The organism is Microbispora sp. GKU 823, assembly GCF_002027145.1.
In the GTDB taxonomy this organism is placed as follows: Bacteria; Actinomycetota; Actinomycetes; order Streptosporangiales; family Streptosporangiaceae; genus Microbispora; species Microbispora siamensis.
Genome location: NZ_MWJN01000006.1, coordinates 78947 through 93714 on the forward strand (window position 1 = coordinate 78947; position 14768 = coordinate 93714).

At 71.3% G+C, this 14768-nt stretch carries 13 protein-coding genes and 1 pseudogene; 6 read left to right on the forward strand and 8 right to left on the reverse strand.

All coding sequences use genetic code 11. The features are described 5' to 3' along the window. The first annotated feature begins 69 nt into the window (after positions 1-69). Positions 70-783, forward strand: coding sequence for a TetR/AcrR family transcriptional regulator (locus tag B1L11_RS05370; protein ID WP_218670915.1), 714 nt, complete (start codon positions 70-72; stop codon positions 781-783). Here the strand turns inward: B1L11_RS05370 and B1L11_RS05375 are convergent. Further along, positions 776-1639, reverse strand: coding sequence for a rhomboid family intramembrane serine protease (locus B1L11_RS05375; protein ID WP_079313445.1), 864 nt, complete (start codon positions 1637-1639; stop codon positions 776-778). The genes B1L11_RS05370 and B1L11_RS05375 overlap by 8 nt on opposite strands. Before the next feature lie 121 nt (positions 1640-1760). Next, positions 1761-2294 (reverse strand): peptidylprolyl isomerase, encoded by a 534-nt coding sequence (locus B1L11_RS05380; RefSeq protein WP_079313446.1) that lies wholly within the window; start codon positions 2292-2294, stop codon positions 1761-1763. A gap of 221 nt (positions 2295-2515) precedes the next feature. On the opposite strand from B1L11_RS05380, the gene B1L11_RS05385 reads away from it, so the two are divergent. Beyond that, positions 2516-2935 (forward strand): hypothetical protein, encoded by a 420-nt coding sequence (locus B1L11_RS05385; RefSeq protein ID WP_079313447.1) that lies wholly within the window; start codon positions 2516-2518, stop codon positions 2933-2935. Positions 2936-3284: 349 nt separating this feature from the next. Here the strand turns inward: B1L11_RS05385 and B1L11_RS05390 are convergent, their stop codons facing one another. The 6 genes and pseudogenes from B1L11_RS05390 to B1L11_RS05410 form a co-directional block, all read right to left on the reverse strand. Next, a complete protein-coding gene (locus B1L11_RS05390; protein ID WP_079313448.1) occupies positions 3285-5555 on the reverse strand; it encodes an ATP-binding domain-containing protein in 2271 nt (756 codons plus the stop codon). Positions 5556-6021: 466 nt separating this feature from the next. Beyond that, complete coding sequence (locus B1L11_RS05395; RefSeq protein ID WP_372974648.1) at positions 6022-6804, reverse strand: zinc-binding dehydrogenase; 783 nt, start codon at positions 6802-6804, stop codon at positions 6022-6024. Between the two features lie 12 nt (positions 6805-6816). Further along, a pseudogene (locus B1L11_RS49810) lies at positions 6817-7196 on the reverse strand (alcohol dehydrogenase catalytic domain-containing protein); the annotation flags it as partial. After that, positions 7193-7669, reverse strand: a complete 477-nt coding sequence (locus B1L11_RS05400; RefSeq protein WP_143736979.1) for a hypothetical protein — start codon at positions 7667-7669, stop codon at positions 7193-7195. The pseudogene B1L11_RS49810 and the gene B1L11_RS05400, both read right to left, overlap by 4 nt. 128 nt (positions 7670-7797) lie before the next feature. Further along, positions 7798-8181 carry an STAS domain-containing protein gene (locus B1L11_RS05405; RefSeq protein ID WP_079313450.1) on the reverse strand — a complete coding sequence of 128 codons (384 nt, stop codon included), beginning with the start codon at positions 8179-8181 and terminating at the stop codon, positions 7798-7800. After that, positions 8181-9680, reverse strand: coding sequence for a PP2C family protein-serine/threonine phosphatase (locus tag B1L11_RS05410; RefSeq protein WP_179154984.1), 1500 nt, complete (start codon positions 9678-9680; stop codon positions 8181-8183). Before B1L11_RS05410 ends, B1L11_RS05405 begins: the two co-directional genes overlap by 1 nt. A 307-nt stretch (positions 9681-9987) precedes the next feature. Here B1L11_RS05410 and B1L11_RS05415 point away from each other — a divergent pair, with 307 nt between their 5' ends. From B1L11_RS05415 to B1L11_RS05430, 4 genes are all read left to right on the forward strand, one after another. Beyond that, positions 9988-11751 (forward strand): ABC transporter ATP-binding protein, encoded by a 1764-nt coding sequence (locus tag B1L11_RS05415; RefSeq protein ID WP_079313452.1) that lies wholly within the window; start codon positions 9988-9990, stop codon positions 11749-11751. Positions 11752-11883: 132 nt separating this feature from the next. Beyond that, positions 11884-12741, forward strand: coding sequence for a glycerophosphodiester phosphodiesterase family protein (locus B1L11_RS05420; protein WP_079313453.1), 858 nt, complete (start codon positions 11884-11886; stop codon positions 12739-12741). Between the two features lie 140 nt (positions 12742-12881). Then, entirely contained in the window at positions 12882-14138 is a 1257-nt protein-coding gene (locus B1L11_RS05425) for an MFS transporter (protein ID WP_079313454.1), read from the forward strand. Between the two features lie 90 nt (positions 14139-14228). Further along, positions 14229-14741 (forward strand): SRPBCC family protein, encoded by a 513-nt coding sequence (locus B1L11_RS05430; RefSeq protein WP_079313455.1) that lies wholly within the window; start codon positions 14229-14231, stop codon positions 14739-14741. Positions 14742-14768: the final 27 nt, after the last annotated feature.

Below are 14768 nucleotides of genomic sequence, written 5' to 3' on the forward strand. Positions count from 1 at the left end.
GGCGTTACGAGACCAGACGTTAGCACGATCCCCATAACGACGCTAGCGGGATTCCGTATCATTGGTTACGTGACAGGTGCGGACACCCTACGCGCGGCGATGATCGAGGCCGCCGAGAAGCAACTGGCGACGTCCTCGGACAACGACATCGCCACGCGGGCGGTCTGTGAGGCGGTCGGCGTGACCCAGCCCGTGCTCTACCGGCTGTTCGGCGACAAGCGGGGACTCCTCGACGCCGTCGCCGACCACGGGTACGAGCGCTACGCCGCGCTCAAGGCCGCGCAGGAGCAGACGGCCGACCCGGTGGCCGACCTCCGGGCCGGCTGGGACGGCCACATGGCGTTCGCGCGGGAGAACCGGGCCCTCTACCAGCTCATGTTCACGCCTCGGCCGTGGTCCCGGTCAACGGCTCGCGACCGGGTGTTCACCCTCCTGGAGGCCACGCTCGTACGGTGCGCGGCGATCGGCGCGCTGAGGGTGGAGCCGCCGATCGCGGCCCGGTTGATCCTGTCCGCGAGCGTCGGGACAGCGCTCGACCACATCGCCAGTCCGGAGCTCTTCGACGACCCCGCGCTGTCCCACCGCATGCGCGACGCCGTGTTCGCGCACGTGCTGACCGAGGCGACCGTGCAGGAGGACGCCGACCCCCTCCGCGAGGCCGCGCTGCGCCTGCGCGCGCAACTCGACCTCGCCGGCACCGAGGCCCTCGAGCCGGTCGAGACCGCCCTGCTCCGGCGCTGGCTCGACCGCATCACGCAGCCCGGCGCGGGGAGCGTCAGGTGAAGGCGCCCTCCAGCAGGCCGTACGGCGGGAGCATGGTGACGAGCAGGACCAGCGCCACCAGCACCGCGGCGGCGACGCCGGCCTGGACGAGGGTGCGGTTGCGGGGCGGAGCGTAGGCGAAACCGGCGGCGATGATCGTGCCGGTCACGAGCCCGCCGAGATGGCCCTGCCAGCTGATGCCCGGGACGACGAACGTGAGCACCACGTTGATGCCGATCAGCCACAGGACGCCGCGGGCGTCGTAGCCGAGCCTGCGGGCGACGACGAACAACGCACCGAACAGGCCGTAGATGGCGGTCGAGGCGCCGACGGCCGACGTGCCGAACAGGTAGACGGCGACCGAGCCGCCCAGCGCCGACAGCAGGTAGAGCGCGGCGAACCGGCCAGAGCCGAGCCTGCGCTCCAGTTCGGGGCCGAGGGCGTAGAGCGCCCACATGTTGAACAGGATGTGCCAGAACGACGGCGGCGGGGAGTGCAGGAAGGCGCTGGTGATCAGGCGCCACCACTCGCCCATATGGACCCCGAGGGACCACATCGCGAACCGCTGGACGACCTCGTCCGGGCGCAGGACCTCCGCCCCGTACGCGAGCACGTTGAGGATCAGCAGGGTCCACGTGACGCGGGGCGTGGCGACGGCGGCGCCGCCGAAGGTCGCCTGGGCCTGCCGCACCTCGCGGCTGCCGTCGCGGACGCACTCGGGGCACTGGTGGCCGACCGCCGCCTCGCGCATGCAGTCGGGGCAGATCGGTCGCTCACAGCGCTGGCAGCGGACGTAGGTCTCGCGGTCGGGGTGCCGATAGCAGGTGGGCACGGCTTGCGCCCCCGGCTGCGGGGGCGGCGGAGGCTGGGAGGTCATGGGGTCCTTTCCTGGGCGAGTCCCTGTGCGGGGGCGCATCCATCAGCCAGCCTATAAGCCGGAAACGCCCCGGCCGCGTGTTCACGCGGCCGGGGCGTCCCGAGCGTCGGAGGAGACGGCGTCAGGACCGCTCGATGGTGACCTCTTCGAGGACCACGTCGTTCACCGGCCGGTCGTTGCGGCCGGTCGGGGTCTTGGCGATCGCGTCGACCACCTCGGTGCCCTCGATCACTTCACCGAAGATCGTGTGCCCCTGGTTGAGGTGCGGCTGCGGGCTCACGGTGATGAAGAACTGGGAGCCGTTGGTGCCCTTGCCGAACCGCTTGCCCGCGTTCGCCATGGCGAGCAGGTAGGGCCGGTTGAACTGGTTCTCGGGGTGGATCTCGTCGTCGAAGCTGTAGCCGGGCCCGCCGACGCCCTGGCCGAGCGGATCGCCGCCCTGGATCATGAACCCGTTGATGACCCGGTGGAAGATCGTGCCGTCGTAGAGCTTGACGTTCGTCTGCTTCTCACCGGTCTCCGGGTGGGTCCACTCCCGGGTGCCCTCGGCGAGTTCGACGAAGTTGCGCACGGTCTTCGGCGCCTTGTTGGGGAAAAGCTGGACGCGGATCGTGCCGTGGTTCGTGCGCAGATTCGCGATGAGGTTGTCAGCCACGAGGGCCGCCCCCTTTGGTAGCTCGTGTTAGTTGTCCGGTGAACAGGGTATCGAGCATGCCTTCAAGCACTGCTCGTGATTGAGCCACGACCATCCGGGAAGGGGTCGTTCCGGGGCCCCGTCGATTGGGGAGGTTGATCGTGTCCCTGACAATGAACAGAAGGCGTCGCGCCGAGGTTGTCATCCCGCAAACGTGGCTGAGCAGGATGAGGGACCAGGCGATGAAGGCCAGCGGCCGGATGAGCCCGGTGGCGGAGACCGCACGGGATCTCGCCACGCACCGGATCGAGGACGCGAGGGTCTGGGCGGCGCCGAAGCTCGACCAGGCGGCGCAGTCGGTCGAGGAGCAGATCGCTCCGATCGTGAGTGCGTTCCTGACCGAGTTGGCCCGTCGCATCGACGTGACCAGCACCAGGAAGACCCGCCGGCGCTGGCCGGTCGTGGCGTTGCTGGGCGGAGTCGCGATCGGCGCGGTGGGTGTGGCGATGTACCGCAACAACGCTCAGCGCTGGGCCGAGACCATGCGGGAGAGCATGCGGCACACCGGCTCCGACGCCAGCAAGTGGGTCGGAGACAAGGCCGGGGAAGCCGGCGAGAAGGCCGACAAGGCCGCCGACGAGATCTCGGGAAAAATGTCCTAGCACATCCCTCACAGCCACCCAGTACGCGCGTTCCCCACCGCCGGCCGTACTGTGTTCCCGCCTTCGCGCATCGGGGCGCTCTTATCCGCTGTCTTCCTTCGTCACGTGCTCGCTCGTCCCTCGCTGCGCGCGTTCCTCAGTCCAGACCAGCGGCGCGCCCCTCAGGCTCGCTCGGTGTTTCCCGCTTCGCGCATCGGGGCGCTCGGTGTTTCCCGCTGAACGTCGTCCGGAGGGAGCGAAGCGGAAGGGAGCGAGGACCGGAGCGAAGGCCCAGCGAAGCGGGCTTCGCGAGGACCGGAGGTTCCTTCCGGCGCAGCGACCGACTTGGCCAACATTCGTGACAATCCAACTAGGTCATCGAAGGCTCCAGGCGATGCAGTACGGCGGGGAGGCGGTCCTCGTAGACCACGGTGAGCCGCCGGGTCGCCCGGGTGATGGCGACGTACAGGTCCTGGCCGCCCTTCGGCGACTGACGCAGGATGCCCTCGGGATCCACCACGACCACGGCGTCGAACTCCAGGCCCTTCGAGCCGCGCACGGTGAGGACGGCCACCGGGCTGTCCAGGGGATCGACGGCCTCGGGGAACAGCGCGGCGACCTCCGGGTGCCGGGCGTCCGGCGTGACGACGCCGACCCGTCCCTCCCCGATCTCGCGCAGCTCCGACTCCACGAGCAGCCGCAGGTCGGTGCCGTCGGCGGGCACGGCGCGGGGGCGGGCTCCGCCGAACCGGACCGACTCGGGCGGCTCCTCCCCGGGCGCCACGGCGCGCAGCACGTCGGCGGCGACCTCCATGATCTCGGCCGGGGTCCGGTAGTTGACCAGCAGGCGCTCCTCCCGCCAGCGTCCCTTCACGTACGGGTCGAGCATCTCGCCCCACGATCGCGCGCCCGCCGCCGAGCCGGTCTGGGCGATGTCGCCGACGACTGTCAGGGAGCGGGCCGGGACCCGCCGCATCACCGTCCGCCAGGCCATCGCCGACAGCTCCTGCGCCTCGTCCACGATCACGTGCCCGTACGCCCAGGTGCGGTCGCGGGCGGCCCGATCGGCCGTCGTCGTGTACGGCCCGTCGTCGCGGTTGCGACCCGCCAGCAGGGTCGCGTCGAGCACCGGATCGACGTCGGTGATCGTCAGGACCTCCCGCGCGTACAGTTCCTCCTCGCGGCGTTCCTCCTCGGCGCGGCGCCGCCTGGCCCCCGCCCCGTAGTCGTACTCGCCGAGCAGTTCTGCGGCCTCGTCCAGCAGGGGGACGTCGCCGACCGTCCACGGCGCCTCACGGGGCCGCAGCAGGAGCGCGCGCTCCTCCTCCGTCAGGTGGGGCCCGGCCGCCGTACGCAGCCGTTCCTCGTCCGAGAGGAGTTCGCGGACGAGCCGCTCGGGGGTGATCTCCGGCCAGAGGGCGTCGAGCGCGTCGCGCACCGACCGGTGCTCCCACAGGGCCGTGGCGGCATAGCGCAGGTCGCCGTCCTCGAGCGGCCGGTCGAGCTTGGCCGCCTCGTCCCGCGCCAGCGCCCGCAGCACCTGGTCCACGAACGTCCACCGGGCGATGTTGTGCTGCCGCCGCAGGCCGCGTGCGCGGTCGCGGGCCCGCAGGCAGGTGGCGTGGTCCACCCGCAGCGCCATCTCCTCGACCACGACCTCCACGCCGCCGCGCACGGACGTGCGGACGGGGATCTTCACCTCCAGGTCGCCCTCCGGCACGCGCTCGCGGTCGCGGACCGCCGCCTCGACCACAGCGGCCATGCGCGGGTCGCCCTTGACGACGGCGACGGCCGGCTCGTCCTCGGCGGTGGCCCGCACCCCGGGGTGGAGCCCGCCCATGCTCGTCAGCACCACCTGCGTCTCGCCCAGCGCGGGCAGCACCTGACTGATGTAGCGGGAGAACGTGGCGTTGGGACCGACGACGAGCACGCCGCGCCGCTCCAGTGTGTCGCGGTGCGTGTAGAGCAGGTATGCCGCCCGATGCAGGGCGGCGACGGTCTTGCCCGTGCCCGGCCCGCCCTGCACGACGAGCGCCCCCGCCAGGCCGGACCGGATCACCCGGTCCTGCTCGCGCTGGATGGTGGCGACGACCTCGCCCATGCGTCCGGTGCGCCCGCGGCGCAGCGTCGCGAGCAGCGCGGCCTCGCCGACGAGCGTACGGCGGTCTCCGTCGGCCATCCGGTCGAGGTCGAAGACCTCGTCGTCGATGCCCACGACGTCGCGGTGCCGCGTGTGCAGGTGCCGCCGACGGACGAGGGAGCCCGGGTCGCTGGGGGTGGCGACGTAGAAGGGGCGGGCGGCAGGGGCCCGCCAGTCGACGAGCACGGACGTGTGGTCGTCGTCGCGCAGCCCGATGCGGCCGATGTAGAGGGTCTCACCCTCGGCGTCGTCGATGCGGCCGAAGCACAGGCCGTGTTCGACGGCCGACAGTTGCGCGAGGCGGCGGGCGTGCTCGGCCGCCGCCACCTCCCGCTCCACGACTGCCTGCCGGGTTCCCGTGCCGCCGCGGGCCAGGATTTCCCGGATGCCGCGCTCGGCCCGTTCGCGGGCGATGTCGAGGCGGCCGTACAGCATGGAGACGTAGGACTGCTCGCTCCGCAGGGCCTCGGCGCGAGCGGAGTCGGATTGACGGTCACCCATTCCTGTGATAAACTCCTACTGAGAGCGTCTATCTTTCAGATAACTGGGAATCTCTCACTATACGGCATCGCGCCTCTGTGGCGTGTCACGCCTCCGTCCACTCCGCTCGCGGGGTGGATTTTTTGTTTTCGAGACTTCTGTGACTGATGTGAGTGATGTCGCGTCCCTCCTGGGTAACGGGCGTACGGCGCGATCGGCGGGACGCATCGCCACATTCCGTCCGGATTCGCATCGCGCCATGGTCAACCGCCGCGCGCCGCGGGACGTCTTTGGAAACAAGGAGGCCCGGATGGACGTCCTCGAGAGCCTCGTGGACGACGAGCTCCGCCTGGAGCTCGTCCTCATCGAGGCACTGCACCACGAGGCGGAACGGCTGGCCGCCCCGGCCGTCCGCTGAGATCACCGGCCCGCCGCCTCACAGTGGGGCGGCGGGCGCTCTCTCACTGGTCAGGCTCAGGCTCACAGGTCAGGCCCAAGGGCGGAAGACGGCGCGGACGCAGCCGTCCTTCTTGTGCTTGAACATGTCGTAGCCCTTGGGCCCCTCGTCGAGCGTCATCGTGTGCGTCGCGAGGTAGGAGGGCTTCAGATCGCCCTTCGCAATGAGGTCGAGGAGCTTCGGGATGTACCGCTGGCCGTGCTGCTGCGCGCCGCGCAGCGTGAGGCCCTTGTTCATCAGCGCGCCGAGCGGGAACTTGTCCACGAAGCCGGCGAAGACCCCCAGCACGAACACCGAGCCGCCCTTGCGGCAGGCGTGAATCGCCTCCCGCACCGCGATCGGCCGGTCCTGCTCCAGGCGCAGCTGCTGTTTGATCCCGTCGTACACGCGCTGGATCCCGGTGCTGTCGGCTTCCATGCCGACGGCCTCGACGCACACGTCCGGGCCACGGCCGCCGGTGCGCTCGCGCAACTCGGCGGTGACGTCGGTGCTCGTGTAGTCGATCACCTCGCAGCCGACGTGGCGGGCGGCCATGGCCAGCCGTTCGGGATAGCGGTCGATCGCGATGACCCGCTCGGCGCCGAGGAGCAGGGCGGCCCGGGCGGCCATCTGGCCGACGCCGCCGCATCCCCACACCGCGACCACGTCTCCCGGCCGTACGCCGCCGAGCTCGGCGCCCATCCAGCCCGTCGGGGCCGCGTCGGAGGCGAACAGGGCGTCGAGGTCCGAGACGCCCTCGGGGACGGTGAACGCGTTGTAGTCCACGAAGGGCACGCGGATGTACTCGGCGTGGCTGCCCCGGAAGCCGCCCATCGCGTGGGAGTAGCCGAAGATGCCGGCGGTCGTGCCGCCCCACATCAGGTCCGTGACGCCCGGCTTGGGGTTGCTGTTCTCGCACAGCGACCACTCGTCGTGCCGGCAGGCCCAGCAGCGGCCGCAGCCGATGATCGAGCAGACCACGACCCGGTCGCCCGGCCGGTGCCGGTCACCTCGGGGCCGACGTCGACGATCTCGCCGATGAACTCGTGCCCGATGACGTCACCGGCCCGCATGGCCGGGATGTAGCCGCCGAGCAGGTGGAGGTCGGAACCGCAGGTGGTGCTCGCCGTCACCTTCACGATCGCGTCCTGGGCGTTGAGGATCGCGGGGTCGGGCACCTGCTCGACCGACAGTTCGTTCACGCCCTGCCAGCACAGCGCCTTCACAGCCGGCCCCCTTCCGCCGCGCGTCCCAGTGCCATGTCGAGCACCTTGCCCGGCAGGGTCGGCCGGGTCGTCGCGATCTCCTCGTCCGACCGCAGCACGTCGCCGGTCTCCAGCAGGGACTTCGTCTCGCGCAGCGCCGTACGGACCGTGGTGCGGGGGTCCTCACCCCGCAGCCGGGCGAGGACGGCGTCGGCGCCGGCCCGGTGTTCCCTCGGCCGAGCGTAGATCTCCGTGCCCCGGTCGCCGGGCGCCCGGTTCATCCGAACCTCGGCGTCCACCCGGGCCAGCGGTTCGGGCAGGTGCCCGGCCGGCGCGACCTCGTCCGGCGGACGGTTGATCGTGACGCCCAGCCAGCGGCTGGACTCCAGCGGGTCCTTCGCCGCGGACGGCACCCGGCGATGCGAGGCCGCCCATCGCGCCACCCCCAGGCCGGCAGCCGCGAGCGCCGCCGCTCCGGCAACGAGACGTTTCATGGCCTTCGCCCCCTCCACGGCCGACTTCCTCGGGTGCTACCCCCGCTCATGGGCTCTATCCCGCCCGCGGCGGGCATGTGAGGAGGAGTTGGACGCCGGGTGACGGTCTCGGGGCGACGGCCTGCGGGCTATCCGGCTTCGCGGGCCGGCGCGGCGGCGAGGGCGTCCGCGACGGTGGGGAAGATCGGGACGTGGGACGCCAGCCCGGTGATCCACAGCGCGCGGGCCGCGCCCTGCTCCACCGCGACGAGGCCCAGCCAGCCCCCGTCGTCGAGCGCCCGCTTCCAGCAGTTGACCAGCAGCCCCGTCGCTCTGGAATCGAGGAAGTCCAGTTCGAGCAGGTTCACCACGAGGTACGGCCCGAACTGGGCGAATGCCTTGTCGAAGAATTCGGTGGCCGGTTCGTGCGTGGTGAAGTCGAGCGTCCCCCGCACCGTCAGCACTCCGATGCTTCCGCTGCTCTCGGCGGCGAACAAGGTCTCGGCTGTCGAGATGTTGTGAAGGTCAGACATCAGGACACTTCCAAGGAGTTCGGCAGAATGCGCGCGACCAGGATGCAGGTGTCGTCGCCGGTGTTGCTCGGTGCCAGGGCTTCCATGACCGCGGCCACCCGATCCTGCGGTGGCACCTTCGGCACCGTCTCGGCGATCGCCGCGCTGAGGATGTCCAGGCCCTCGAACAGGTCCCGGCCGGGCCGTTCGATGAGACCGTCGGTGAACATGAGGAGCAGGTCGTCCGGCTCCAGCCGCATCTCGGCACAGCTGTAGCTCACGTCCTCGAAGACGCCGAGCAGCACGCCGGGGTGCAGCAGCCGGTGCACCTTGTTCCCCCGGACCAGCAGCATCGGCGGGTGGCCCGCATGGGTCCACCTCAGCGTGCGGTCCTTGGTGCGGTAGCGGGCCACGACCGACGTCGCCAGCACGTCGGGCCGCATCCGCCGGAGCAGCCGGTTCAGCGCCACGAGGATCTGGGCCGGATCGTGGTCGGCGAAGGCCAGCCCGGTGATCGCGTGCCGCAGCTTGGCCATCGCGGAGGCTGCGGCCAGGCCGTGCCCGGCGACGTCGCCCACGGCCAGCAGCGCCTCCCCGTGGTCGATGTGGATGGCCTGGTACCAGTCGCCGCCCAGCGGCGCCGTCTCGGCCGGGAAGTAGCGCACGCCGATCTGCAGACCGGGCACCGAGTCCTGCATCGGCAGGATGATGCTCTGCAGCCGCGCGGTGAGCTGCGACTCCTCCTCCAGCCGCTGGGTGACCTCGGCGAGCTCGACGGCGGTCCTGCGCCAGTCGGTCACGTCCTGAACGACGCCGTGGATCTCGACGGGCCGCCCGCTCGCGTCCCGGCTGACCTCGGCCGTGGCCCTGATGTGCCGGTATTCGCCGTTGACGCGGATGCGGATCTCGAACTCGTGCGGCCCGCCGCTGCTGCTCAGCGTCGTGAGCGCGTGCTCGACGAGCGGGACGTCGTCGGGGTGGGCGATCTCGCGGTAGTGCTCCAGCGCGAACGGCCCCTCGGCCGGGTCGCGCCCGTGGATGACGTAGAGCTGGTCGGACCACTCGGCCTCGCCGGTGATCAGGCTCCAGTGTCCCCATCCGAGGTGGCCCAGGCGTTCGGTGTGGAGCAGCCGGGCCGACAGGCGCTCCTCCCTGTCGTGGCGGACCCAGAAGACGAGAAGGCCGTCGTGCAGCCGGGCGAGGCGGACACCGTAGGTGGACAGGTGAGGCGCACCACCCCCGTCCTCCCGGTGCACGTAGGGATCGACGTCCTCGGGTTCCCCGGTCTCCATGACGCGGAGGTAGGCGTCCCACAGGGGGGAGCCGTCGACGCCCGGATACGCCTCGAGAATGCGCAGGCCGACGAGTTCCTTGCCGGTCCTGTCGTGGACGTCCCTGGCCTCGGGACTGGCCGCGCACACCTCGAAGTCGAGGATCGCACCGGCCTGATCGCGGATGGGTACCAGCCAGACGCCCTGGACCGGGACCGCATCGAGCACGGCCTGCACCAGCCCTGCCATCGCTTCGGGGGACGCTTCGCCCGTGCCCAGAGAGGGGCCGCTCACAGGAGTAAGCCGCAGGATGCGATCACCTCCACTCATTGAATCCGCCGGCCACCTTTCGCAAGGCATCCACAAGAGCGGACTTTCCGGAGGATCGCTCTTGCCTTCCCGATGAGGTTACCCTTCGCTCTTGGGAGTAGGCACTGGATGCCCCTTGGTCTCCCCGCGAGGTTCCCGTCCCGTCCCTGGGCACGCCCCCCTGCCGGCTCTTAGGATCTTTCAGGAACTTTTTACCCTTCTCGGTTCCGGTAGGGGGATTGTCGGGATGGTGCTTCCGCACAACGCTCTGGACCATCGGTACCGGGGCGAGCACCCGCTCCGCACACTGGCCTATCTCTTCCGGGAGCACCGGCCCCGCCTCGTCCTCGCCGTCGTGGCCTTCACGGTCAAGCACAGCCCGACCTGGCTCCTCCCGCTGGTCACCGCGAACGTCATCGACGCGCTCGTCCGGCACGCGCCCGTCACCGATCTGCTGACGTCGATGGCCGTGCTGCTCGTCCTGCTCCTGCTGAACCTTCCCGGCCACCTGCTGTACGTACGGTGCCTGCACGGCGCGATCCGGCAGGTGGGCACCGGGCTGCGGTCGGCGCTGTGCCGCAGGATGCAGCACCTGTCGATCGGCTACCACTCGCGCGTGAGCGCCGGGGTGCTGCAGACCAAGGTCGTCAGGGACGTCGAGAGCGTCGAGCAGATGGTGCAGCAGACGGCCGACAGCGGCCTGTCGGCCGTGACCATGCTCATGGGCGGTCTCGCGGTGATCGCCTTCCGGGTGCCGGCCGCGCTGCCGGTCTTCCTGCTGGTCGTCCCGGCCGCCGCCGTCCTGGTGATGCGGATGCGCAACCGCCTGCGGGCCGACAACGAGAGCTTCCGGCAGGAAGTCGAGCGGCTGTCGGCGCGCGTGACCGAGATGACGCACCTGATCCCCATCACCCGCGCCCACGGCCTGGAACAGGACGCGCTGCACCGCATGGACGGCACGCTCTCCCGCGTCCTGCGCACCGGCCTGCGGCTCGACCTGCTCAACGGCCGGTTCGGCGCGATGGCCTGGATCACGCTGAACGTGCTCGCCGCGGGCTTCCTCGCCGGCTCCGCGCTGGTCTCCTACTACCAGGTGCTGCCGATCACGGCCGGCGACGTGGTCATGCTCAGCACGTTCTTCACCACGCTCACCACCTCGGTCACCACGCTGATGAGCCTGACGCCCGTGATCAGCAAGGGCCTGGAGTCCGTACGCTCAATCGGCGAGGTGCTCCAGGCGCCCGACCTGGAGAACAACGACGGCAAGGCCGAGGTGACGGCGGTCCGCGGCGAGTTCGAGTTCCGGTCGGTGTCGCTCGCCTACGAGGCGGACCGGCCCGCGGTGGACGAGTTCAGCCTCACCGTGTCCCCCGGCGAGACCATCGCCCTGGTCGGGGCCTCGGGGGCGGGCAAGTCGACCGTGCTCAACCTCGTGATCGGCTTCCTGCGCCCCACCTCGGGGCGCATCCTGCTGGACGGCAGGGACATGGAGGAGCTCGACCTGCGGACCTACCGGCGGTTCCTGTCCGTGGTGCCCCAGGAGTCGATCCTGTTCGAGGGGAGCATCCGCGACAACGTCACGTACGGCATGCGGGACGTGCCGGAGGAGACCCTGCGGGCCGCCCTGCGCGACGCGAACGCCCTGGAGTTCATCGACCGGCTGCCGCACGGGCTCGACACGATCGTGGGCGAGCGCGGCGCGCGGCTGTCGGGCGGCCAGAGGCAGCGGCTCGCCATCGCCCGCGCGCTCGTCCGCGACCCGCGGGTGCTGGTCCTGGACGAGGCGACCTCGGCGCTCGACACCGCGTCGGAGGCGCTGATCCGGCAGGCGCTCGCCCGCCTGGTCGCGGGCCGCACGGTCTTCGTCGTCGCCCACCGCCTGTCCACCATCCGTACGGCCGACCGGATCGTCGTGATGCGGGACGGCCGGATCGCCGAGGTGGGCACCCACGACGAGCTGAGCCGCAGGCCGGGCGTCTACTCCGGGCTCCAGGCCGCCCAGCTCGCCTGAGCCGCTCCCCGGCGTCGTAAGGATTCCCGTTGTCGTCAAGAAAGGGTCCGCCCGCGCGGCGCCGGCCGCACGGTCCGTCCGCGTCCGCACACAATGCGCTGGTCAGCCGTGGTCGAGTGGGGAGGACGAGCGATGACCCTCCGCCTACGCTCAAGGGCGCCGGCGGGAGTCGCGCCGACCCTCGTGATCGCCGTGGTCGCCGTGGTCGCCGTGCTCGCCGCGCCCGCTCCCGCGCCCGCGGCGGAGCTGCCGCCATGTCCGCTGGTGATCGGCCACGGCGGCTACCCGAAGAGCGCCGGCGCCAAGGCCAAGGACGTGATCCGCCAGCCCAACGTGCTGCGGGCGGTCGACGACCAGGCTTCGTGGGGCGCCGACGGCGTCGAGGCCGACGTCCAGCTCACGCGGCAGGGCACGAAGGCCGTCATGTGGCACAACAGGACGACGAACGGGCTGACCGGTCCCCGGCAGGAGATCCGCGAGATCGGGTGGGCCGACGGGCCCGGCAACCTGCGCGACCGCCGCGTCGCCCGCGGGCCGTACGCGGGTGAGCGCGTGCCGACGCTGCGGGAGTGGCTCGACCACGTCCGCGCCCGGGGGCTGATCGCGCTGCTGGAGATCAAGAAGTCCGCCGAGCCCGTCCTGGCCGATCCGGAGTACGGCGCCGCCGCATGGCGGGAGATCATCGATCCCGTCGTCGAACGGCAGGACGAGCAGCCGATCCTCGTCTACTCACGCGACGAGTGGATCGAGGCGCAGCTCGCCGACCGGCTGCCCGAGCACCTGCGAGGTTCGGCGGCGAAGTGGACCGACGGCGTCAAGTGGGACGAGCCGCCGCCCCCTTGGCAGCTCAACGTGCCGCGGTGGCAGGCCGTGTTCGACCAGGCTCCCACCAGCGTGATGACCAGCCACACCGCAGACTACCGCGCCTGGCTGGACGGCAGGTGCCGCCGCGAGTCGTTTGCCGATCGACAGCCGTCGTATGAGACGTAACCGCGCCGGTCGGCAGGTCCGGTCCGCTGCTTTCCGCAGGATCCCGTACGGCCGTAAATCAGGTGACGGGCGCGGGCGGGGACGGCACGATGGAACGTCGCCCCCCTTCCTCATGTCCCACGTCCTCCGGAGTTGTTCTCATGCCTGGCCTCCGCCGTGATCTCGGCCTGCTCAGGGACCGGCGGTTCGCCCTGCTGCTGGCGGCCCGGACGATCTCCGTACTCGGCACCGCCTTCGCGCCGGTGGCCCTCGCCTTCGGCGTGCTCGGCCTCCCCGGCGCGACCGCCACGACGCTGTCCGCCGTGCTCACCGCCGAGGCGCTGCCGATGGTGCTGTTCATGCTCGTCGGCGGCGTGATCGCCGACCGGCTGCCGCGCCACCGGGTCATGATGGCGGGGGAGGCGCTCAACGCGGCGGCGTACTTCTCCCTGGCCGCGATGATGCTCACCGGCTGGACGCCGCTGCCCGCCCTCGTGACCGCGAGCGCGGTGAGCGGCATCGCCGCCGCGGTCCTGTTCCCCGCCCTGACCGGGATCATCCCGGACGTGGTGCCCGCCGACCGGCTGCAGACCGCGAACGCGCTGCTGGGACTGGGACAGAACATCTCTCGCGTCACCGGCCTCGTGCTGAGCGGCGCGGCCGTGGTCCTGCTGGGGGGCGGATGGGCGTTGACGGCGAGCGGGGCGATGTTCGCCGTGGCCGCCGTGCTGATCGCGCTGCTGCGCCTCACCCCCGCCGAGCGGGCGGCCGGCGGCGGGCACTCGGTGCTGGCCGAACTGCGGGACGGCTGGCGCGAGTTCGTCTCCCGGCAGTGGCTGTGGGTGGTCGTCGCCCAGTTCTCCGTCCTGGTCATGGCGCTGCAGGCCGCCCACGGCGTGCTCGGGCCGCTGGTGGCCAAGCAGTCGCTGGGCGGGGCGCCCGCCTGGTCGGCCGTCCTCGCGGGCGAGGCCGTCGGCATGATCGTGGGGGTGGTCGTCACGCTGCGCCTGCGGCCCCGGCGGCCCATCCTGCTCGCCACGCTCCTCACGCTGCCCACCGCCGCGCCGTACGTGCTGCTCGGCCTGAGCGCACCGCTGTGGACGGTCGTGGGCGGGGCGTTCGTGATGGGGGTGTGCTTCGACATCTTCGGGGTGCTGTGGCAGACCACCATGCAGCGCGAGATCCCGGCCGAGTCGCTGTCCCGGGTGAGCTCCTACGATGCGCTCGGGTCCCTGATGTTCGGGCCGCTCGGCCTGCTGCTGGCCGGGCCGGTGGCCATCGCGGTGGGACCGCGGCCGGCGCTGGTCGCCTGCGGGGCGGTCATCGTCCTGGTCACGCTGGCCGCGCTGCTGGCCCCCGGCGTACGCGGGCTGCGGGTCGCCGACGAGAAGCCCGCGGGCGTACCGGCCGCGTCCTGAAAGTGCGCATTCTCCAACAAAGACGGTCTGTTCACCGGCGCGGCTTTCGTCCAAGGTGAGGGGGACGGGACGCCGCACACGGAGGTCACCATGGAGGACTACGGCATCACCGGCGCGCGGGTGGATCTGGAGGTCGTCGTCGACATGCCGCCCGAGCGGCTGTGGGACCTCGTCACCGCCGTCCACCGGGTGAGCGAGTGGAGCCCGGAGTGCGAGCACACCGCCCTGCTCGACGGCGGCGAGGGAACGGTCTCGGTGGGTACCCGCTTCGAGGGGCGCAACCGCCGCGAGGGCCGGGTTTGGACGGTGAACTGCCTCGTCACCGAGGTCGAGCGGCCGCGCTCGTTCGCATGGGTGGTGCTCGACCGCGCCGGCGACCCCGAACGCCCCTCGTCGTTCTGGCGCTACGACCTCGAACCCGGCGACCTGCCCGGCCAGACCAGGGTGCGGCACAGCTTCGTGCACGGCCCGGGAAACAGCGGCCTGCGCGAGATGATCGTCAACAACCCGGAGATCGCGCCGATCATCCTCGACGTACGCCTTGAGGAGCTGCGCAAGCACATGACCGAGACGCTCGACGCGATGACGGCCGCGTACGTGTGACCGGGCCCGGAGCGGGGATCGCCCCCG

What these genes read in the sequence shown, in the direction of transcription:
- B1L11_RS05400 (WP_143736979.1), bottom strand. Translation starts at nt 7,669, where the DNA reads ATGAAACGTCTCGTTGCCGGAGCGGCGGCGCTCGCGGCTGCCGGCCTG.
- B1L11_RS05375 (WP_079313445.1), bottom strand. Translation starts at nt 1,639, where the DNA reads ATGACCTCCCAGCCTCCGCCGCCCCCGCAGCCGGGGGCGCAAGCCGTG.
- B1L11_RS05410 (WP_179154984.1), bottom strand. Translation starts at nt 9,680, where the DNA reads ATGGCAGGGCTGGTGCAGGCCGTGCTCGATGCGGTCCCGGTCCAGGGC.
- B1L11_RS05385 (WP_079313447.1), top strand. Translation starts at nt 2,516, where the DNA reads ATGAAGGCCAGCGGCCGGATGAGCCCGGTGGCGGAGACCGCACGGGAT.
- B1L11_RS05390 (WP_079313448.1), bottom strand. Translation starts at nt 5,555, where the DNA reads ATGGGTGACCGTCAATCCGACTCCGCTCGCGCCGAGGCCCTGCGGAGC.
- B1L11_RS05395 (WP_372974648.1), bottom strand. Translation starts at nt 6,804, where the DNA reads ATGGGCGGCTTCCGGGGCAGCCACGCCGAGTACATCCGCGTGCCCTTC.
- B1L11_RS05420 (WP_079313453.1), top strand. Translation starts at nt 11,884, where the DNA reads ATGACCCTCCGCCTACGCTCAAGGGCGCCGGCGGGAGTCGCGCCGACC.
- B1L11_RS05425 (WP_079313454.1), top strand. Translation starts at nt 12,882, where the DNA reads ATGCCTGGCCTCCGCCGTGATCTCGGCCTGCTCAGGGACCGGCGGTTC.
- B1L11_RS05415 (WP_079313452.1), top strand. Translation starts at nt 9,988, where the DNA reads ATGGTGCTTCCGCACAACGCTCTGGACCATCGGTACCGGGGCGAGCAC.
- B1L11_RS05405 (WP_079313450.1), bottom strand. Translation starts at nt 8,181, where the DNA reads ATGTCTGACCTTCACAACATCTCGACAGCCGAGACCTTGTTCGCCGCC.
- B1L11_RS05430 (WP_079313455.1), top strand. Translation starts at nt 14,229, where the DNA reads ATGGAGGACTACGGCATCACCGGCGCGCGGGTGGATCTGGAGGTCGTC.